This window comes from Nocardia sp. GP40, from assembly GCF_050434125.1.
Classification (GTDB): domain Bacteria; phylum Actinomycetota; class Actinomycetes; order Mycobacteriales; family Mycobacteriaceae; genus Nocardia; species Nocardia albiluteola.
In genome coordinates, this window is the sequence record NZ_JBNPVW010000003.1 from 374,419 (window position 1) to 394,730 (window position 20,312).

The following is a 20,312-nucleotide window of genomic DNA, read 5'->3' on the forward strand; positions in this document are numbered from 1 at the left end:
TCGAAAGTCTACCGCCATGACTACCGGGATTGCCAGCCCGCGGCCCAGAGGTGTTCCGGACCCTCGGTCCCGCGGAACACCGGAGCGGACCTCTCGGCGAACTCGGCGAAGGGGGTCGGGCGCAAGCCGAGCCGGTCGAATACTGCCGTCTGAACGGTTGATTCGGGCCCGCCCTCACGGCGGAGGCGGAACAGGATGTCCAGGTCGTCGGCGAAGTGGGGTGGAATACCCGCGGCGACGATGCGACGACGCTTCTCCTCGGGATCGATGTCGACGTAGCGGATCGGCGCGCCCAGGACCGTCGAGAGGATCCCGCAGACCTCGGTCATGGTCAGCGCCTGCGGCCCGGTCATCTCGTAGGTCGAGGATTCGTGACCGTCCTCCACCGCGGTCGCGTAGGCGACCCTGGCGATGTCCTCGACATCGATGGGCGCCAAGCGGGTTTCGCCGAGCGGCTGCTCGAATGTCCCCTGCGCCAGCATGGTCGGCACCTCGCGGTAGTAGACCTGCATGAATTGACCAGGCCGCAATATCGTCCACCCGATGGGCGCGGCCTCGAGATGCTGTTCGATCTGCGCGTGGTAACGCCCGAATCGGAAGGGAGAGTTCGGATCCGTCCCCAGGCCCGATATTTTCACCACGCGCCGGACGCCCGCGGCGACCGCCGCATCGATCAGGTTGCACTGCGCCTCGACCATCCGGTCGTCGGCGCTGGAGATGAGCACGACCGCGTCGATGCCGTCCAGAGCCGCTGCGAGAGTGTGCTTTTCGAGCAGATCGGCTACCACGGTCTCGACGCCGGGCACCGAGCCCGCGATCCCGGCCGGATTGCGAACCATGGCGCGCACGGGCCGGCCCCGGCGCACGAACTCTCGAACTGCTGCCGAGCCGGTCAGGCCGGTGCTACCGGTAATCAATATCATTGCGACTCCTCGTCGAACCCGGGCCGCACCGCGCGACCCTCATACCTGTAGACGCGCAGCATCGCGGGAACTGACCACGTACCCGGGAATCGGTTCCGGCGTCCGGGTGTTGCGGGTGAGGTGACCACGAGCGCCGCCGCCCGCGAAACCGGCATCGACTGGACCGATATTCACGCGCGGCACCGTCCCGAGCTGCTGGGCTACTCCTACCGGATGCTCGGCTCGGCGATCGACGCCGAGGAGGCGGTTCAGGAGACGATGCTGCGCGCATGGCGGGGCCGCGACGGCTTCGCCGGGAGGTCCTCGCCGCGGGTGTGGCTGTATCGGATCGCCACCAACGTCTGCCTGGACATGCTCAGAAGGCGCCCGCGCCGGGAACGGCCGATCGATGTCGCCGACGCCGGTGCCGCCACCTCGTCACTCGGCCCGGCCGACCATGCCCGGTGGTTGCAACCGGCGCCCGACGACTGGCTGTTGCCGGCCGCCGCTGATCCCGCCCGGACCGCCGTCCTGCACGACTCGGTTCGCCTCGCGTTCGTCGCGGCCCTGCAGAGCCTGTCCCCCATGCAGCGCGCCGTGCTGATCCTGCGTGACGTCCTGGAGTTCAGCGCCGCCGAGACCGCCGACCTACTCGATCTCACGGTCGCCGCGGCGAACGGTCACCTGCGGCGAGCACGCTCCCGCCTCGCCGAGGGATCCACGCCGCCCGAACCGGCCGAACTCACCGAACGGCAGCGCGAGCTGCTCGAACGCTTCATCGATGCCTTCCAGCGATACGACGTCGCAGCCCTCACCGCACTGCTGCATCACGACGCGACGCTGTCGATGCCGCCGCACAGCCTCTGGCTGGCGGGCCGGGACGCGGTCGCACACTGGTTCCGGCGCGACCCCCATCCCTGCCGCAGCGCGCATATCGTGCGAACCCGAGCCAACGGCTCCCCGGCATTCGCGATCTACCACCGCGTCCCGGATCGTTCGGATCTACGCGCCTTCGCCATTGCGATTCCGACAGTCGATGACGACTCTGTGATCTCCATCGAAATCCACATCACGCCAAGCCTTTTCCCGCTCTTCGGGCTGGCCGACGCGATGTAGCACCCACCGGGACGCCCGTCGTAAGAACTACACGGCGATAACCACCGCGCTCCGTTGTCGACCGCGATCGCAGAAGGCAACGTCCGACAAGCGATCGATGACAGTTCAGGAGGCGCGGCGGCTCAGCCGCGTACGCGCGGATCGGGCAGGTCGGCCGGCCCCAGCACCTTGCGCAGCGTCGCGGCCAGCGCGTTCAGTTCGTCGGCGCTCGCCGCGGCGAAGCGTTCCTCGATGCCGGAGAGATAGTGCGGAGCGGCCTCGCGGAGCCGCTGACGGCCCGTGTCGGTGATGCTCACGAAGGCCGAGCGCCCGTCGTCCGGATTGGATTCGCGGCGCACCAGGCCCTGCGCCTCCAATTCGGTGACCAACCGGCTCACCCTGGTGCGGCTCAGCACCACTCGCTCGCCCAGGTCGCTCATCCGAAGACGTTGCGGCGCATCGAGTTCCAGCAGCACGTCGTACCAGTTCAGCGGCAGCCCGACCGCGCGGCGCAGGGCGGCGTCGAGTTCGGGGACCAGCGCGGCGTGCACCTGCAGCAACGCCGCCCAGGCGGCGACCGCCGGAGGAGTTCGCTTCGCGTTCGTCGGCACCGCCCGATCGTAACCTATTGCGTGCGCACGCACACATGTAGTAGCGTGCACACGCACATAAATTCCCCCGAGAAGGGCTTCCTGTCATGACCGAACTGATCACCCGCGACGAGCTCGCCAAGGAAATCGAGGCCGGATCGGTGACCGTGATCGACGCACTCGGCGCCGAGTACTACGCCAAGGCGCACCTGCCCGGCGCGTTGAACCTGGTCGAGTCCGACGTGAAATCCACAGCACCGCAACTTCTTCCGGACAAGTCGGCGGCGATCGTCACCTATTGCTCCAACGCGGCCTGCGGCAACAGTCAGCAGGTGGCCACCAGCCTCGAGGCTCTCGGCTACACCAACGTGCGCAAGTACCGCGACGGCATCGAGGACTGGACGACCGCCGGGCTGCCGATCGAAAGCTGAGCATTCCGGCACAGCACGCGAATCCTCGCGAGGTGCGCTCGCCGGCTGGCGTGCAAGCGTCGCACTAGGAGCCCGCCGGGGTTCGCGCGCCGGTGCGTTCTGCGCATGCGGCGCACCATGTCCGGGGTCGTCGTGCAGATGTAGCGACGGCGCGCACATACCGCGGCGATCCGGCGACGACTCCACCGGCCGGCCGAGCGCAGCACACTCGACCGATGCGTCATTCCGCGCCGAGGTTCGCCAAGGCCTCGGCGCGGTTCTCGTAGATGTGCGGCGCCACACCCCGGCTCGCCAAGTGGTCATGCAGCTTCAGACGCATGAACGAGCTTGTGCTGTATCGACTTACAGACAGATAGAAACGGTCGGCAAAGTCCTGTATCGAGTGCGCATAGAGGTCGCGCAGATGGTCGGGGAGCGTGAAGTTGTCGTAGTTCGCGACCAGGTGGACCTTTCGCCCGACTGCGGCAAGCCGGGATTCGATTGCGGCACGAAGGGTTTCGACCTCCGCGGGTGTGGACGGCGCCAGGCCCTCCATATTCAGAAAGAAGACGTTGCGTGCGGCGTCGTAGGACATGCGGGCCGCCATCGGTACCGACAGGAGCTGATCCTTCAGTCCCATCGGCTCCGGAGCGAGGATGCGCGCGTCCATGACGGCCGGGTCGCCGTCGATGATCGGCTTGAAGGGCATGTGCGCGAGGATGTCCCGCTCGATATCGATGCCCGGAGCGATCTCGGTGAGCTGCAGCCCGTCCGCGGTCAGGCGGAACACGCACCGGTCGGTGATGTAGAGCACCGGGTGGCCCGTGCGCAGCGCCTGGGCCCCGCTGAAGGTGCGCTGCTCGACCGCCTCGACGAACTTCGCCGCGGCGGGTTCCTGATCGACGATCAGGCGGCCGTCCACCACCGTCGTGCGGCTCGGCGCGAGGAAGGTGCCCAGGAACAGCACCTGTTTCGCGTTCTGGCTGATATTGATGAATCCACCCGAGCCTGCGAGCCGGGCGCCGAATCGGCTGACATTGACATTGCCGTCCCGATCGGACTGCGCCATCCCGAGGAACGCCGCGTCCAGCCCCCCGCCGTCGTAGAAGTCGAACTGGTAAGGCTGATCCAGCACGGCCTGCGCGTTCACCGCGACACCGAAATCGGCTCCCCCGGCGGGCATTCCGCCGATCACCCCGGGTTCGGCGGTAAGGGTGAGGTAGTCGACGATCCGCTCCTCGGTCGCCACCGCGGCAACGCCCTCGGGCATGCCGACGCCGAGGTTGACCACGCTGTTGGCACGCAGCTCCAGGGCCGCGCGCCGGGCGATCAGTTTGCGCTCGGTGAGCGGCAGCGGACGCAGCTGGTGCAGCGGGACCCGGCGCAGCTCGCCGCTGTACGCGGGCGAGTACGGCGTCCCGAAGGTCTGCCAGTGATGGTCCCGCTCGGCCAGCACGACGCAATCCACCAGCACCCCAGGAATTTTCACCTCGCGCGGGCTGAGCGAGCCCGCGTCCGCGAGCCGCTCCACCTGAACGATCACCAGCCCGCCCGCATTGTGCACGGCGGTCGCGATGGACAGCACCTCGAGGGTCAGCGCCTCGCGTTCCATGGTGATGTTGCCGTCGGGGTCGGCGGTGGTGCCCCGAAGCAGCGCCACGTCCAGCGGCAGCGCCTTGTAGAACAGGAACTCCTTGCCGCCCAGGGTGATCAGCTCGACCAGGTCCTCGGTGGTGCGCTCGTTCACTTTGCCGCCGCCGAAGCGCGGGTCCACGAACGTACCCAGCCCGACATGGGTGAGCAGGCCCGGTTTCCCGGCCGCGGTGTCGCGGAACAGCTGGGACAGCACGCCCTGCGGCAGATTGTGCGCGGCGATCTCGTTGCCCACGGCCAGCTTCTGGATGCCGGGGCTCATGCCCCAGTGCCCGCCGACGGCGCGATCGATCAGCCCCGGATGACAGATCCGGTCCAGCCCCCGACCACGACGATCCCCCTGGGCCACAGTGAAAATGATCCCGAGCCCCCGAGGCGATCCGGACTCCAGGAAGCGCTGTTCGAGCGCGATGGTGAGCTCCTCGGGGAAGCACTGTCCCCCGAATCCCTCGATGGCGACCGAATCGCCGTCGCGGATCAGGCGGACGGCCTCGGCGGCGGTGACGACCTTGTCGCGGGAGGTCGGCGCGGACGGGAAATCGGCAAGTGCGGGCATCGGTACTCCTGGAAATATGCTGTCCGGCAGATCGACTCAGACGAACGCGCCGATGCCGGTGATGTCGCGGCCCACGATCAGGGTCTGCATGGTTTCGGTGCCCTCGAAGGTGTGCACCGCCTCGACGTCGGCCATGTGCCGCATGACCTGGTAGTCCAGCAGGATTCCGTTGCCGCCCAGCATGTCCCGCGCGACGTGCAGGACCTTGCGCGCGGTACTCGTGTTGTGCATCTTGGCCAGCCCGGCCAGGGTCGGCTGCAGGCGGCCCTCGGTGGCGAGCGTGCCGATCTGCAGGCAGTACAGCTGCATGGCGGTGACGTCGGCGAGCATCTTCACCAGGCGGTCCTGCACGATCTGGAAGGCGGCCAGCGGTTTTCCGAATTGCTCCCGCCGCTTGGTGTAGGTCAGCGCGGTGTCGAACCCGGCGAGCGCGTGGCCCAGGGCCATCCACGCGCACGCGCTGCGGGTGCCCACGAGCACCTCGGCGCAGTCCTTGAACGAATTCGCCCCGGACAGCCGGTTCTGCGCCGGAACCCGCACGCCCTCGAGTTGAATCTGCGCCTGCCACACCGCGCGCAGCGCACCCTTGCCGGTGATGACCTCCGCGTGATAGCCGGGCGTGCCCTTCTCCACCAGAAAGCCCTTGACCTGACCGTCCTCGGTGTCGCGCGCCCACACCACGATCACATCGGCGATGCTGCCGTTGCCGATCCATTTCTTTGCGCCGTCGATGACGTACTCCTCGCCCTCGCGGCGGGCACTGGTCTCGAGCCCGATGGAATCGGAGCCGTGTTCGGGTTCGGTCAGCGCGAACGCCCCGATCTTGCGCAGCCGCGCCATATCCGGCAGCCACCGCTGCTTCTGCTCCTCCGAGCCGCACTGGGCGATGGACTGCATCGCCAGCCCGGCCTGCACTCCGGCGAAGGTGCCGATGCTGCCGTCGCCGCGGCTCAGTTCCATGTAGGCCAGGCCGACCGAGATCGGATCCATGTCCGGGCAGCCGTAGCCGACGATGCCGTCGCCGATGATGCCGACCTCGCTGAGCTTTTCCACCAGCGGGAAGGGAAATTCGGCGCGCTCCCAATAGTCGTTGATGACCGGCCGGACCTGTTTCGCGACGAATTCGCGCGTGCGCAGCAGGACATCGACCTGGGCCGGTGTGAGGCGTTCCTTCAAGAAGAAATAGTCGGTTCCGAGTGCATCGGCGACACCGATCTGAAGATCCATTTCGGCCTCCCAGCGCGAAGTTTCGGCAGGACTTGTGACTCACATCACTCATAGTCAGAGTGCGCGCCCCGCCGAGCTCCGACAATGTGTTCGCGGACAACGAACCCCCTGATCTGTTGTCTCACAGCACGTCCACCGTCACTACTCGCGCCGGAAGGCCTCGATCACCGGGGCGAGCGCGGCGGCGTTGACGATCAGATCGACGTGACCGCCCGGGTGCAGGTGCACGGTGGCGTGCGGCAGCAGCCGGGCCATGACGCGGGCATTGGCGATCGGAATGATCGGGTCGTCGGTTCCGGCCACGATGAGCGTGCGCTGGCGGATCAGCGGCAGCGCGAACAGGCTCGTCCACACCGATCCGGCCAGCAGCTGATGCACGTAGCCCACGCGTGAGCCCGCCATCAGCTGCCGGTCGAACAGCCGCTCGACGATCGTCGCATCCTCGCGAACGCTGCCGCCGTACAGTTCGCCGGCGATCCGCGCGGCGTAGTGGTGGTCCAGGAAGCGTTGCGGGGTCAGCATTTTCAGCAGTGCGGCGGGCCGGCCGGGAATCATCAGCACGCCGGTGCCGGTCGAGACCAGGATGAGCCGGCGGCAGCGCATCGGATATTGGAAGGCGAACTGCTGGGCCAGCGCACCACCCCAGGACAGGCCCAGCACATCGACCTTCCCGAAGATGCCCAGCTTGCGCAGCACCCCGCGCAGCACCGCGGCCAGATACGGGAATCCGTACGGCAGTGGCGAATCCGGAGATCCCCCGGTGCCGGGCACGTCGAATCGCACCACCGTGGTGTCGGGGCGCAGCGCCGCGATCAGCGGATCGAACACCTCGAGGGCGGCGCCGATCCCGTTGCACAGCACCAGCGGAACGCCCTCCCCCCATCGGACGTCCACCCGGATCTGCTGTCCCAGTACCGGTACCAGGCGCCGCTCGACGGCGTTGTCGGGCAGCGAATCACTCATGGATACAGCACCACCACGTCCGCGACGCACGCCGGCCGCGTGCCGCCGTCGATCTCGTAGGTCAGGCCGAATGCGGCCTCCACCCCGGATGTCTTCTGCTGGGCGGTATTCAGCGTCACCACCGCGCGGATCTTCGAGCCCACCGGCACCGGCGCAGGGAAGCGGACCCGGTTCAGGCCGTAGTTGAGCGCGGCGGTGAGCTCCTTGATCTCGAGCACGTCGGCGATCGCCACCGGCGCCAGCGACAGGGTCAGGTACCCGTGTGCAATGGTGCCGTGGAACGGCCCGTGCGCGGCCCGCGCCGGATCGGTATGTATCCATTGATGATCGCCGGTCGCGTCGGCGAACAGTTCTACCTGCTGCTGGGTGATCTCGATCCAGTCGGTCGTGCCGAGCTGCCGTCCGGCCATGCCGATCAGATCGGCCGGTGTATCCAATTGTGTTGTCATGATGGTCCTTTCAGTGAGCCAGGACGTAGGTGCCGGGCGCGGGAGCCAGCGGCGGCAGCTCGGGGAGCCCGAGGGCGGCCGGGGCATCGCGCATCGGGCCGCTGCGCTCGCCGAGCCAGTCGGTGAAGTCGGTCCACCACGAACCCTGGTGCTGCGCCGCCGAATCCGCCCAGGCGCCCGGATCTGCCTCGTCGGTGGCGCCGATGCGGTAGGCGGACTTGGGATTTCCGGGCGGGTTCACCAGTGCGGCGATGTGCCCGCTGGTGGACAGCACGAATCGCGAGTCCTTGCTGCCCAGCAGCCGGGCGCTGCGGTAGCACGCCTGCCACGGCGAGATGTGGTCGGTCAGCCCGGCGACCACGTAGCTGTCCACGCTCACCCGCGACAGATCCACCGGCGTGCCGAGCATGCTCGCCGCGTCCGGGACCGTCAGCGCGTTGTGCAGCCCCAGCATGACCATGTCGCGGTGCAGGGCGGCGGTCATGCGGGTGGCGTCGGCGTTCCAGAACAGCACGTCGAACGGGGCGGGTTGGCGACCCTGCAGATAGTTGTTGACCCAGTACCGCCACACCAGGTCGTTGGGCCGCAGCCAGGCGAACATCTCCGCCAGGGCCGCGCCGTCCAGATAGCCCTTGCGCGCCGACGCCGCGATGGCCAGGTGCGCGGTCTCCTCGTCCAGGACGGCGTCGGCGAAACCCGCGTGGGATTGATCCAGCACCGTCACCATGAGCGTCAGGCTGGCCAGCCGCTGCTCCTGTCCGATCGCCGCGAGATGGGCCGCGGTCATGGCCGCGAGAATGCCGCCGGAGCACGAGGCCTGCAGGTGGGTGCGCTCGGAGCCGGTGATGCGCTGCACCGCGGCCAGGGCGTCGAGGATGGCTCCGCCGTAGGTGTCGAATCCCCAATCCCGCTGCGCGGCATCGGGATTACGCCACGACATGGCGAACACCTGCTGCCCCTGGGACAGGAAATACTCGATCATGCTGCGCCCGGGCGCGATGTCCATGACATAGAACTTGTTGATCACCGGCGGCACCATCAGCAGCGGCACGGTGCGCACCTGCTCGGTGCTCGGCTGGTACTGGATGAGCTCGAAGGCCTCGGTGCGCAGCACCACCGACCCCGCCGTGACGGCCACGTTCTCCCCCACCGTGAACGCGTTCGCCTCCACCATCGCCGGAATCCGCGGCGCCCCGGCCATGTCGCCGAGGAAGTGCCGCACCCCCTGCACCATGCTCGAGCCGCCGGTGTCGATAGCGGCCTTCCAGGCGACCGGATTGAGCAGCGGATTGTTGGTCGGGGCCAGCGCATCGATCGCGTTGTCCACGACGAACCGCATCCACTCTTCGTCGCGCCAGTCCAGCTGGGCGTCCGTGAGCAGGGTTTCCGCGGTGTCGCCGGCGGCCAGATAGGCCTGCATCGCGCGCCGCAGCAGCGGATTGCCCTGCCAGGCGGGATCGGCGAAGCGCTTGTCCGACCTGGCCGGGGCGACCTGTGACTGGCCCCGCGCGATGTCCACCAGCTCCCGGCCCAGCGCCGAGACCCGGGTGCCGACCACTCCCGGACGGCGGGCCAGCTCGAGCGCCAGCCGGCCCCAGGAGTTGTTGGGCATCAGGCGGCGCCCGATGCCCACGGCCGAGCCGGTCAGTAGCAGATCCAGCGGGGCGGCCAGTTCGTCGGCCCCCAGCATGTCGTCGGTGTTTTCGGTTTTCGTCGCCATGTGCTCACTACTCCTGTGATCGGACATCGGGTCGTTCGAGATCCGCCCATTGATCTCCATGGTTTTGCCTGACGAGCTCGGAGTCGATGTGGTGGCGGACAATCTCGTCGGCACGACGGTGTGCGACGGGACAACGGGGGCGAGGTTCACAGCAGCCGCCGGTACACCTCGAAGGCGAAACAGAGCTCGGCCAGGTCCCGGGGCCGCGACAACGACCTGCCGGTGCGTTCCTCGATGCGGTGCAACCGGTAGCGCACGGTGTTGGGGTGGCAGAACAGCAATTCGCCGGTGGCGCGCAGGGATCCGCCGGTGGCCACCCAGACCCGGAAGGTCTCGAACAGCACCTCCCGCTCCTCCTGCGCGACCTCGTCGAAGGAATCGAACAGCGGCGCAACCAGTTTGGTCGTGATCTCGGGGGCGCTCACGGCGGCGATGCCGAGGATCGAGCCGTCGAAGACCGAGACCAGGGCATCGGGTTCGGCGCGCCCGCCCGCGGTGATCCGCGCGTACCGCAGCGCCACGGGGGTCTCGCGCAGATCGTCGAAGCGAGAACTCACCCCGATCCGGGCGGTCGCGGTGCGCGAGAGCAGGGCCAGCGCATTCGTCAGCTGCTGCTCGGTGCGGAAACTCAGGATGCCGATGGTCAGTTCGGGCAGCTCCCACCAGGCCGAGAACACGTCCAGGCTGCGGAGTTTGGGTTCGATCTCCGGCAGCGCCTCGGCCCCGGGCGCGGGCGCCCGCGCGGCCACGACCACGAACGGGCCGGTCGCTGGCAGGCGCAGGTAGTCCGCGGCCTCCCATACGCTCCATCGCTCGAACAGCCGTCCGTGCAGCAGCGCGTCCATGAGCGCGCTGCGCGTGTCGGTGTCGCGCTCGATCCGCCGGGTCTGCTCGCGGCGATAGCCGGACGCCGCGGCATCGGTATAGAGCCCTTGCGCGGCAATCACTTTCGCGGTCAGCGAGCGCATCGTCTCACCGTCGGCGCCCGTCGCGGCGCCCAGCAGCGCCTCCCAGAGGCGGTAGAATCCGATCCGGTACGCCTCGAGCACCGCGGCCAGTGGAATGTCCTCGCGGGCGCGCTCGGCACCCACCGCGGCGGCCGGGTCGATGTCGAAATCCACGCCCGTGATCAGCCCGTCGAGCACAACGCGCAGGTGCTCGGTGACCACCGCGACCAGCACGTCGAACGGCACCACCGCCGACGTGCCGTAGTAGACCACCTCTTTGCCGATCGCCCGAGCCAGCTCCACGGCCAGCTGATCGACGCGACCGCCAAGGGTCCGCGCCGCCGCTGCGATATCGTGTCCGCTGTTGTCCATGAGAGCACGGTAGGACGGTGACGGGCGGCTGCCATTGTCTCGAGGAGACGAAAAGTCGGCGCCTCATTGTCGCCGAAAGGGCACGTCAGGACGGATCCGGGCGCAACACCACCGGACCGTACCAATGACACACCAGCAGCGCGAGCTCGACGTCGAGCCGATCCTGCGCGATCGGCCGCCCGCGCCGGGCGACCGCGCGCCCGACCCGGTACTTCACGGAGTTGAAATGCAGATCCAGTTCCTCCGCGGCCGCCTTGTAGCTCGATCCGGTGCGCAGAAACACCCGCAGCGTCTCGCGCAGGCGCGCGTCGTTGTCGGTGTCGCGGGCCAGCTCGCCCAGCGTCTCGCCCACCCATTCGCGGGTCTCGGCGAGATCGTCGCCCAGCAGCGCGGCCGCGGCCAAGCCCGGATCCGACGCGGCCACAACGGGATTCGCCATGCCCCCGGCCGCCGCCACGGCCTGCGCCTGCCCGGCCTGCCGGTGCGAGCGGCGAAAGCCCGCGACCCCGGATCCGGCCCGGCCGATCGCGATCCCGGGCGCGGCGGGCGATGACGCGGCGCGGGCCCGCAGCACCGGCGCCGGATCGGGCGGCGCCGCGCGATAGGGCAGCCACGCCCACGCGCAGGCCGGATCGGCGGCGACGAACAGCGGATTCGCGTCGGTGGCCAGCTCCTGGGCCAGCTCGCGGACGAACTGCTGCAGCCGGGGAATCTCACCGTCCCCGGCGTCGGAATACCACAGCACCAGCGCGATGTGGTGCCAGCGCAGCGGATACCGGATCACGGTGGAGGTCTCGTCGGCGTCCACGGCCTTGCGGGTAGTCAGCAGTTCGCGCACGCGCAGCGCGCGCAGGCTGTTGCGGGTCTCCAGCCACCGTTCCCGCTCGTCGTCGTAGATGACCACGACCTGCTCGGTGATGCGGTCGATGTACTCGAACACGATCGCGGTGATCCGCTCGATCGCGGAGATCCGATCACCGGGCGGAATCGCCATCTCGTGCAATTCGGCGAACACCATCTCGGTGAGCCGGCGCTGCCCCAGCCGATAGGCCCGCACCAGCGCGTGTACCGGAACACCCTGCTGGGCAAGGCGTCTGGCGTACTCGACGGCCGCCGCGGGCGCCTGGATGCGCTCGACGGGCAGGTCGTGGCGCAGCGCGTGCAACAGGGTGTCGACATTGGCCTCGACGCTCGCGCCCAGGAGTTCGGCGGTGCGCGCGTCGCCGCGCAGATCGATGATGTCGTCTTCCAGGGCGGCCTGGATGGCCGCGCTGACCTGCGTCACCCTGGCATTCATCCGGGCAGCGATCGCCTCGATGTAGCGGCCCACCGCGACGTCGCCGTCGCGCCGCGCAACCGTCATACCCCCACGGTAGTGCCGGTAACCCGCGACGGCGGGCCGTTTGCCTTGTTCTCCGGCGACAAGTACCGGGCCGAAGTTCGTTCACGCGCGACGGTGGCTCGCGGACCGGTGATTTCTACGGTGTTCGCCATCACTTTTTCACCCGGCAAAGGACCTCCCCGATGAATCTTCCCTCGTTACCGGACCGCAGGGCCGCCCGCGATCCGCACGCCCCCGCCCTCGCCGACGACCGCGTCGACCTCGACAACGCCGGATTCCACACGGCCGTGGGACGGGCCGCTGCGACGCTGCGCGGTGCGGGCATCGGGACCGGCGACGTGGTGGCGGTCCTGCTGCCCAACACCGCGGACCTGGTGGTAGCGCTCTTCGCCGCCTGGCGCCTGGGTGCGGGCGTCACACCGGTGAATCCCTCGCTCACCACCGACGAGATCGCCTATCAGGCGAACGACGCGGGCGCGAAGATGCTGATCACCGACCGGCCGTTCGACGGGCAGGTGGGCGCGGTGCTGCCGGTGGACCGGTTGCGCTCCGGACCTCTCGAGGCGGGCGAAGACCCTGTGCCGGTGCAAACCGATGCGCTGGCGCTGCTGATCTACACCAGCGGAACCACCGGGCGGCCCAAAGGCGTGATGCTCGATCACGCCAACTTGATCGCCATGTGCGGCATGATCATCGCCGCGCTGGAGCTGACCGAGGCGGACCACAGCCTGCTGATACTGCCGCTGTTCCACGTCAACGGAATCGTGGTCGGGGTGCTCTCGCCGCTGCTGACGGGTGGGCGCACTACGGTGGCGGGGCGGTTCGAGGCGGCCGGATTCTTCCCGCGGATCGAGAAGGCCCGCGCCACCTACTTTTCCGCGGTCCCGACCATCTACCGGATGCTCGCCGATCTGCCCGCGACGGTGCGCCCGGATACGTCATCGGTGCGCTTCGCAATCTGCGGCGCCGCCCCCGCAAGTGTGGGCCTGCTCGCCGAATTCGAAGGACGCTACGGCATTCCGGTCATCGAGGGTTACGGATTGTCCGAGAGCACCTGCGCCAGCACCATCAATCCCCTTGCCGGAGAACGGAAACCGGGCACGGTCGGGCTGCCGCTGCCCGGTCAGCGCATCCGCATCCTGGCCGACGACGGCTCCGAGGCCGTCCCGGGTGAGAGCGGCGAAGTGCTGGTCTCGGGCCCGAACATCATGCGCGGCTACCTCAATCGGCCCGAGGAGACCGCCGCGACCGTCGCGGACGGGTGGCTGCACACCGGCGATATCGGACGCCTCGACGCGGAGGGCTACCTGACCCTGGTGGACCGGGCCAAGGACATGATCATCCGCGGCGGGGAGAACATCTACCCCAAGGAGATCGAAACCGTCGTCTACCAGCTGCCCGAGGTCGCCGAGGCCGCGGTGATCGGGCGGCCCGATCCCGTCTACGGCGAGCAGCCGATCCTGTTCGTCGCCCTCACCGCCGATTCGGCGCTGGACGCCGACGCGATCCGCGACCACGCCCGGACCGGATTGGCGAAATACAAACTGCCGGTGTCGATCCGGGTTCTCGATCAGCTACCCAAGAACGCCGTCGGCAAGATCGACAAGCCCGCGCTGCGGCTGCTCGATGCCGAAACACGTTGATTCCCAGCACTATCGATAGAGAAGGAGAAAATACCATGGGCTTCACGAAACCCGATCTGCCCGCGGTCGAACCGGAGACCTTCCTGCGGCTGCCGCTCATGGAGCGAATGCGGATCCTGGCCACCCACTGGGTCGAACACGGCTTCGGCTCCCCGCGCATGGTGCACACGATCTACATCCTGAAACTGATTGTGCTGTACGCCCTCGGCGGCGCGGTCGTCGCGACGACCACCTCGCACCTGCCCGCCTTCTGGCACGTGACCCAGTGGTGGAACCAGCCGATCGTCTATCAGAAGGCGATCCTGTGGACGGTGCTGCTGGAGAGCATCGGCATCGCCGGATCGTGGGGACCGCTGGCGGGCAAGGTGAAACCGATGACCGGCGGCATCCTGTTCTGGGCGCGGCCCGGCACCATCCGGCTGCGGCCCTGGAAGTGGGTGCCGCTCACCGCGGGCGATCGGCGCACCTGGTTCGACATCACGCTGTATGCCGCGTTGCTGGTGAGCGTCGCTGTTGCGCTGTTCTCCCCTGGCGTGCACAGTGATTCGCTGTCATCCGCGGTCCCGGGCAACACCTCCGGGCTGGTGAATCCGGCGCTGCTGATCGCACCGATCGTGCTGCTGATCCTGAACGGCGTGCGGGACAAGACGATATTCCTCGGCGCGCGCGGCGAGCAGTATCTGCCCGCGCTGTTCTTCTCCGCCGCACTGCCTTTCATCGACATGATCATCGCGCTGAAGCTGCTCATCGTCGTGGTGTGGGTGGGCGCGGGGGTGTCCAAGTTCGGCAAGCACTTCTCGCTCGTGGTGCCGCCCATGGTCAGCAACAGCCCCTCGGTGCCCTTCACCTTGCTCAAGCGCGCACACTACCGCGATTTCCCGCGGGATCTGCGCCCGTCCCGGATCGCGGACCTGATGGCGCACGCCGGCGGCACCACCGTAGAGATCATCGTTCCGCTGGCGCTGCTGTTCTCGCGCAATCACTGGCTCACGGTGCTGGCGGTGGCCGTGATGGTGGTGTTCCACCTGTTCATCGTGTCCACCTTCCCGCTGGCGGTGCCGCTGGAGTGGAACGTGCTGTTCGCCTACGCCTCGATGTTCCTGTTCCTGGGATTCCCGAATCAGGGCGGCTACGGACTGTTCGACATCTCCTCGCCGTGGCTTGCGCTGGTGCTGATCGCCGGACTGCTGTTCTTCCCGATCCTGGGCAACTTCCGTCCGGACAAGGTCTCGTTCCTGCCGTCCATGCGCCAGTACGCGGGAAACTGGGCCTCGGCGGTCTGGGCTTTCGCGCCCGGTGCGGAGGGCAAACTGGATAGGGTGACACGCACCGCGAGAAACCAGGTCGACCAGTTCGTCGAATTCGGTTACGAACCGCAGTGGGCCGAGATCACGATGCAGCAGGTCATCGCCTGGCGCACGATGCACAGCCAGGGCCGCGGACTGTTCTCGGTGCTGCTGAAGAACCTGCCCGATATCGACACCCGCACCGTGCGCGAGGGCGAATTCCTGTGCAATTCGCTGATCGGTTTCAACTTCGGCGACGGTCATCTGCACGACGCGAGCTTCATCGCCGCCGTGCAGCGCGAGGCCCGCTTCGAACCGGGCGAGGCGGTGGTGGTCTGGGTCGAATCGCAGGCGTGGGGCAGCCGGGTGCAGCACTATCAGGTCATCGACGCGGCGCTGGGCGTCGTCGAGCGCGGCACCTGGTCGGTCGCCGATGCCGTGGACGCGCAGCCCTGGCTGCCGGACGGCCCGATCCCCCTGGCCGTCACGTGGACCGCGCCAGACGGCGCACCCGTCGCCCCGGCCGACGCCCGCGACGAGCGGGAACACGGACACGGAGCGCTGGCATGACCACCGCGACCGTCGTCGGCGGCGGGCCCAACGGACTCGCCGCCGCCGTGGCCCTGGCCCGGGCGGGCGTCCGGGTCACGGTCCTCGAGGCCGACACCGAGATCGGCGGCGGTACCCGCACGGTCGAGGGCATCGTGCCCGGGCTGTTGCACGACCGGTGTGCGGCAACCCATCCGATGGCCGTGGGCTCCCCCTTCCTGGCCGGGCTCGACCTCGAGCGGTACGGATTGTCCTGGCGCACACCGGACATAGACTGCGTCCACCCGCTGGAGGATGGGCGCGCCGGGGTGCTGCACCGCTCGGTCGAACGCACCGCGGCCGGGCTGGGTCGCGATGGGGATCGCTGGAAGCTGTTGTTCGGCAGACCCTCCGAGCGTTACGACGCCCTGGCCGAGGACATCCTGTATCCGCTGCTGCATCTGCCCCGGCACCCGCTGACCCTGGCGCGTTTCGGCGCACCCACGCCCCTGCCCGCCTCCGCGCTGGCCCGCACCTTCCGCACGCCGGAGGCGCGGGCCCTGTTCGGAGGCGTTGCGGCCCATGCCTTCCGGCCGCTGCACCTGCCGATGACCTCGGCGATCGGCATGGGCATTCTGACCGCGGGGCATCGGCACGGGTGGCCCGTCGCCGCCGGCGGTTCGCACGCGATCACCCTGGCACTCGCGGCATTGCTGGCGGACCTGGGCGGCAAGATCGAGACCGGCGTCCGGGTGAGCACCCACACTCAGCTGCCGACCGCGGACATCACCATGCTCGACCTGGCTCCCGAAGCGGTCGCCGAGCTCCTCCGCGACCGTCTTCCGGCCCGAATCGCCCACGCCTACCGGAACTTCCGGCGCGGTCCGGGGGCATTCAAAGTCGATTTCGCGGTGGCCGAGGGGGTCCCGTGGACCAATCCGGAGGCCCGCCGCGCCGGAACCGTCCACCTCGGCGGGCCGTACGCCGAAATCGCCGCCGCCGAGCGCGACACCCACGCCGGGCGCCTGCCGGAGCGCCCCTTCGTGCTGATCGGCCAGCAGTACCTGGCCGATCCGCAGCGCTCGGTGGGCGATATTCACCCGGTGTGGGCCTATGCCCATGTCCCGCACGGGTATACGGGCGACGCCACGGAGGCGATCATCGCCCGGATCGAACAGTTCGCCCCCGGATTCCGGGATCGCGTCATCGGCAGGTCGGTCCGCACCACAACCGAGCTCGCGGCCTACAACCCCAACTTCACCGGCGGCGACATCATGACCGGCTCCAAGGACATCCGGCAGCTGGTCTTCGGTCCACGCATTACCTTGTCTCCCTATACAATAGGGGTGCCCGGTATGTACATCTGCTCCGCCGCCACACCGCCGGGCCCCGGCGCCCACGGCATGTGTGGGGCCAACGCCGCCGACCGGGCCCTGCGCGACCTCGGACGATGACCGGGGCCCAACGCGGCAGCGCCAACGCCACCGACCGGGCCCCCGCGCGACCTCACGGGGCCCCGGTGGTGCTCACTCGGAGCGCGGGCGAGCCGGCAGGTCACGCTCCCTGTGCGGCCATGGCAATCGCTACCTGAATCCGCGATTGCAGCTTCAGTTTGGTCAGGATGTTCGAGATGTGCGACTGCACGGTGCGCGGGGACAGGAACATTCGGGTAGCGATGTCTGGATTCGACAGTCCCTGCGCCACCAGGGCGGCGACCTTCTTCTCGGTCGGGGTCAGCGACTGCCAGCCGTTCTTGGGCCGGTTGCGGGGACCACGCCGCCCGCGGCGAATCCCGAACTCCCGCAGGCTCGCCTCGGCCCGGGCGATATCCCATTCGGCGCCGAACCCGGTGTACAGCTCGACCGCGGCGTCCAGCGCGGACCGCGCCTGCACCGTGTGCCCCTCGGCCGCGAGCAGCGTGGCGAGGAACTCGTTGGCCTGGGCCTGATACCAGGGGCGACCGGCCTCCCGGAACGATTCGACGGCACGGGCGACGAGGGCCGAGTCGCCGTCGGCCATCCCGTGACACAGCTCCGTCGTAGCCCGCCGGCTGGGGGTGGAATGGCGCGCCTGCAACGTATCCGCGGCGGCGGCGACCTTGCCGACGACATCCTTGCGCCCGGCCGCGATCGCCATGCGCACCAGATCCGGATACGCGTGATAGACCGTGGCACAGATAACGCCGTCCACCAATTCGTTGCTCGGGCCCAGCAGGGTGTCCATGGCCCGGGCGGGATCACCCTGTGTCTCACAGACCAGCGCCTGCACCCACGGGCGTAGGTGCCGGTAGCCGCGGCCCTCCAGCCGATCGCGGGGAGCGGGCAGCGAGTCCGGGGTGCCGGTGAACGTGCCGCGGTGCACCGCGACCAGAGCCGCGAAACAGTCTGCGGTCGCGGCGAATCCGAAGACGTCCGGCGCCTCCCGGCAGGCGCCCAGATCGACCAGGGTATCGTCCCAGCGGCCCCGCAGGAAGTGTAATCTCGCCAGTTCCAAGCGATTCGAGCCGAGATACGCCCCGGACATGCTCTCGCTGTATCGGACCGCCCGGGTCAGCATCTTTTCCGCGGCCTCGTACCGGTCGAGTTCGGTCAGGCAGATGCCGCTGAGTGAATAGGGCTCGATGTTGGAAAGCCGCCGGCGGCCACTGGATTCGAAACTGCGTACCAGCTGATCGCCGAGTTGCTGCGCCTCGTCCAGGAATCCCTGCTGGAACCGCAACGAGCCCAGTGCGAGCGAGCCCAGCCCCCACGCGACCGGATCCGCGCAGGCATCGCCGATGGTCATCGCCCGGGCCGCCGCGTCCTCCGCAATGTCGAAGCGCTCGAGCAGCACGTAGGACAGGCCACGGAAGCCGTGAAATTGCCCCTGCTGCACCGGGGTGAGACCGGGCACGCCGAGGACGGACTCGGCGACCGCGATGGCGTCGGACAGGTTCCCCCGGGCGAAACACGCATGCGCCAGCAACCAGTGCAGCATGATGTTGTCCGACTGCTGCCGACTCATCACCGTGGATCCCAGCGACAACACGTGCCGTGCGACCGCCTCGGCCCGGGTGGGGTTCCCGCTCCACAGCAGCGCTCTGATCTGCCACAGGCGCAGTTCGTCGTGCAGGGCGGGGTCGAGTCGCGGAGTCTCGATGGCCCGGGCCAGCAGCCCCGCCGCGAGTTCGGGCGCACGCACCGTCAGTCTCTCCACAAAGGCCGTCAGCCATTCCAGGCCGACCGGGTCCAGTGGGCCTTCGCCCGGCAGCAGGTACATCGCGACCCGCTCCACGGGCGCTTCCATCGACATCAACACCCGCGCGGCCCGCGATTGCAGCATCACCCGCGTGGCCGGCGGAAGCTGGTCGGCCAGCACCTGGCGGATCAGGTCGTGCCGGAAGGTCAGCTCCGCGCCGTGCCGCTCCAGGATTCCCGACCCGACCGCCATGCTTATCACGTTCCACACATCGATCAGCGGAGCCTCGAGGAACTCGGCCAGCTCGACGGCCTCGATGCCGTGCCCCAATGCCGCTGCCATCGAAAGGATCTGCCGCGAGCGCGCCGGAAGATGGTCCAGCCTCCGGACGACCACCTCCGTCAGCGATTCCGGCAGGCGAATCTCTCCCGCATCGCCGACCGCGAAAGCCGTTGCGGCCGGGCTTATTTCTCCGCCGTCGAGCATCCCTGCCTGCGACAATCCCGCCACCAGCTCGGTGACGTACAGCGGGTTGCCGCCCGCGCTGGCGACCGCGGCCGACAGCAGTGGCCCGGCGGCCGATCCGAGCGAGCGCTCCACCAGCACGGCCACCTCGGCATCGCCCATCGGTCCGAGTCGCACGAGTTCGGCTCCCCCCGACTCGAATTCGGCGAACAGGGCGGGCAGATTGCGGCCACGCGAGAGCGGCAGGGCCGCGAGCAGAATCAGCAACGGGAGCTCGCGGACGAGCTGCCCCAGCCGTTGCAGCGTCCGCAGACTGGACGAATCGGCCCAGTGCGCATCGTCCAGGATCAACGCGAATGGACCTATGACACAGCGATTCTCGATCATGGCGAGTAGATTCTCGATGATCCCCAGCTCGTGCCCGAGCGTCAGCGTGTCGGCGAGGGTCTCCCGCTCGACCGGCGCCCGGCCGGATCGCGGCGAGGAGGTCGCTTCGAGCGTGGCCCGCAGTGCCGCCATCGCCCCGAACGGGACCCGTTGCGCGAGCTCCTTGGCGTCGCTGCGCAGTACCTGCACGCCGCGCACGGACGCCAATCGTGCGGCCGCCGAGAGCATCACGGACTTGCCGATGCCCGGTTCACCCTCGATGAGGACGACCCCGCCCTCCCCCGCGACCACCCTGTCGATCCGCCGTGAGATCCGGTCGAGTTCGTCGCGCCGGCCGATCAATCGCCCCTCCGGACCGTCGTACAGAGGCAATCCTGGTGATGCACCCACACCGACCACCTCTACCGGTCTCTTCGTTGATTCGATGTCGCTGAGTTCCTGCATTGTTGGTGCCGCCTGGGAATCCGAGGGGGTCGAGTGCTGTCGTACGTGGATGAGATCCGTTGTCCCATGGCACGCTGGCCAGTCTCGCCCTCCTCCTGGGTCGAGTTGACGCTCGGCAAATCTCATGCAACATCGGAACCGTGCCCCACAACGACC

The 20,312-nt window shown here is 68.5% G+C and carries 15 protein-coding genes; 5 read left to right on the forward strand and 10 right to left on the reverse strand.

Annotated elements, in window-relative coordinates; genetic code table 11:
* Positions 1-20: 20 nt before the first annotated feature.
* Positions 21-923 (reverse strand): SDR family oxidoreductase, encoded by a 903-nt coding sequence (locus ABH933_RS10835; protein ID WP_429416657.1) that lies wholly within the window; start codon positions 921-923, stop codon positions 21-23.
* A gap of 120 nt (positions 924-1,043) precedes the next feature.
* Between ABH933_RS10835 and ABH933_RS10840 the strand changes: the two genes are divergently transcribed.
* The gene (locus ABH933_RS10840; RefSeq protein ID WP_429416660.1) at positions 1,044-2,018 is read left to right on the forward strand and encodes an RNA polymerase subunit sigma-70; all 975 of its coding nucleotides are present in this window, start codon (positions 1,044-1,046) and stop codon (positions 2,016-2,018) included.
* A 122-nt stretch (positions 2,019-2,140) separates the two neighbouring features.
* On the opposite strand, the gene ABH933_RS10845 is transcribed toward ABH933_RS10840, so the two are convergent.
* Positions 2,141-2,608, reverse strand: coding sequence for a MarR family winged helix-turn-helix transcriptional regulator (locus ABH933_RS10845; RefSeq protein WP_429416663.1), 468 nt, complete (start codon positions 2,606-2,608; stop codon positions 2,141-2,143).
* Positions 2,609-2,694: 86 nt separating this feature from the next.
* Here ABH933_RS10845 and ABH933_RS10850 point away from each other — a divergent pair, with 86 nt between their 5' ends.
* Entirely contained in the window at positions 2,695-3,018 is a 324-nt protein-coding gene (locus tag ABH933_RS10850; protein WP_429416666.1) for a rhodanese-like domain-containing protein, read from the forward strand.
* A 220-nt stretch (positions 3,019-3,238) separates the two neighbouring features.
* On the opposite strand, the gene ABH933_RS10855 is transcribed toward ABH933_RS10850, so the two are convergent.
* From ABH933_RS10855 to ABH933_RS10885, 7 genes are all read right to left on the reverse strand, one after another.
* Positions 3,239-5,206, reverse strand: coding sequence for an acyl CoA:acetate/3-ketoacid CoA transferase (locus tag ABH933_RS10855; protein WP_429416669.1), 1,968 nt, complete (start codon positions 5,204-5,206; stop codon positions 3,239-3,241).
* A 36-nt stretch (positions 5,207-5,242) separates the two neighbouring features.
* Positions 5,243-6,433, reverse strand: coding sequence for an acyl-CoA dehydrogenase family protein (locus ABH933_RS10860; protein ID WP_429416672.1), 1,191 nt, complete (start codon positions 6,431-6,433; stop codon positions 5,243-5,245).
* Between the two features lie 141 nt (positions 6,434-6,574).
* Entirely contained in the window at positions 6,575-7,396 is an 822-nt protein-coding gene (locus tag ABH933_RS10865; protein ID WP_429416675.1) for an alpha/beta fold hydrolase, read from the reverse strand.
* Positions 7,393-7,845: a MaoC family dehydratase gene (locus ABH933_RS10870; RefSeq protein ID WP_429416678.1), complete on the reverse strand. Its 453-nt coding sequence runs from the start codon at positions 7,843-7,845 to the stop codon at positions 7,393-7,395. Before ABH933_RS10870 ends, ABH933_RS10865 begins: the two co-directional genes overlap by 4 nt.
* Positions 7,846-7,855: 10 nt before the next feature.
* On the reverse strand, positions 7,856-9,565 hold the full coding sequence (locus tag ABH933_RS10875) for a PHA/PHB synthase family protein (RefSeq protein WP_429416680.1): 1,710 nt from the start codon (positions 9,563-9,565) through the stop codon (positions 7,856-7,858).
* Between the two features lie 146 nt (positions 9,566-9,711).
* Positions 9,712-10,884 carry a PucR family transcriptional regulator gene (locus tag ABH933_RS10880; RefSeq protein WP_429416683.1) on the reverse strand — a complete coding sequence of 391 codons (1,173 nt, stop codon included), beginning with the start codon at positions 10,882-10,884 and terminating at the stop codon, positions 9,712-9,714.
* An 85-nt stretch (positions 10,885-10,969) separates the two neighbouring features.
* Entirely contained in the window at positions 10,970-12,247 is a 1,278-nt protein-coding gene (locus tag ABH933_RS10885; protein ID WP_429416686.1) for a PucR family transcriptional regulator, read from the reverse strand.
* A 161-nt stretch (positions 12,248-12,408) separates the two neighbouring features.
* On the opposite strand from ABH933_RS10885, the gene ABH933_RS10890 reads away from it, so the two are divergent.
* Genes ABH933_RS10890 through ABH933_RS10900 form a run of 3 tightly spaced genes read left to right on the forward strand, consistent with a single transcriptional unit; the run spans position 12,409 to position 17,137 of the window.
* On the forward strand, positions 12,409-13,869 hold the full coding sequence (locus ABH933_RS10890) for a class I adenylate-forming enzyme family protein (protein WP_429416689.1): 1,461 nt from the start codon (positions 12,409-12,411) through the stop codon (positions 13,867-13,869).
* A 35-nt stretch (positions 13,870-13,904) separates the two neighbouring features.
* Positions 13,905-15,725: a DUF3556 domain-containing protein gene (locus ABH933_RS10895; RefSeq protein ID WP_429416692.1), complete on the forward strand. Its 1,821-nt coding sequence runs from the start codon at positions 13,905-13,907 to the stop codon at positions 15,723-15,725.
* On the forward strand, positions 15,722-17,137 hold the full coding sequence (locus tag ABH933_RS10900) for a phytoene desaturase family protein (RefSeq protein WP_429416695.1): 1,416 nt from the start codon (positions 15,722-15,724) through the stop codon (positions 17,135-17,137). The genes ABH933_RS10895 and ABH933_RS10900 overlap by 4 nt, the downstream gene beginning before the upstream one ends.
* A gap of 100 nt (positions 17,138-17,237) precedes the next feature.
* On the opposite strand, the gene ABH933_RS10905 is transcribed toward ABH933_RS10900, so the two are convergent.
* The gene (locus ABH933_RS10905; protein ID WP_429416698.1) at positions 17,238-20,102 is read right to left on the reverse strand and encodes a helix-turn-helix transcriptional regulator; all 2,865 of its coding nucleotides are present in this window, start codon (positions 20,100-20,102) and stop codon (positions 17,238-17,240) included.
* Positions 20,103-20,312: the final 210 nt, after the last annotated feature.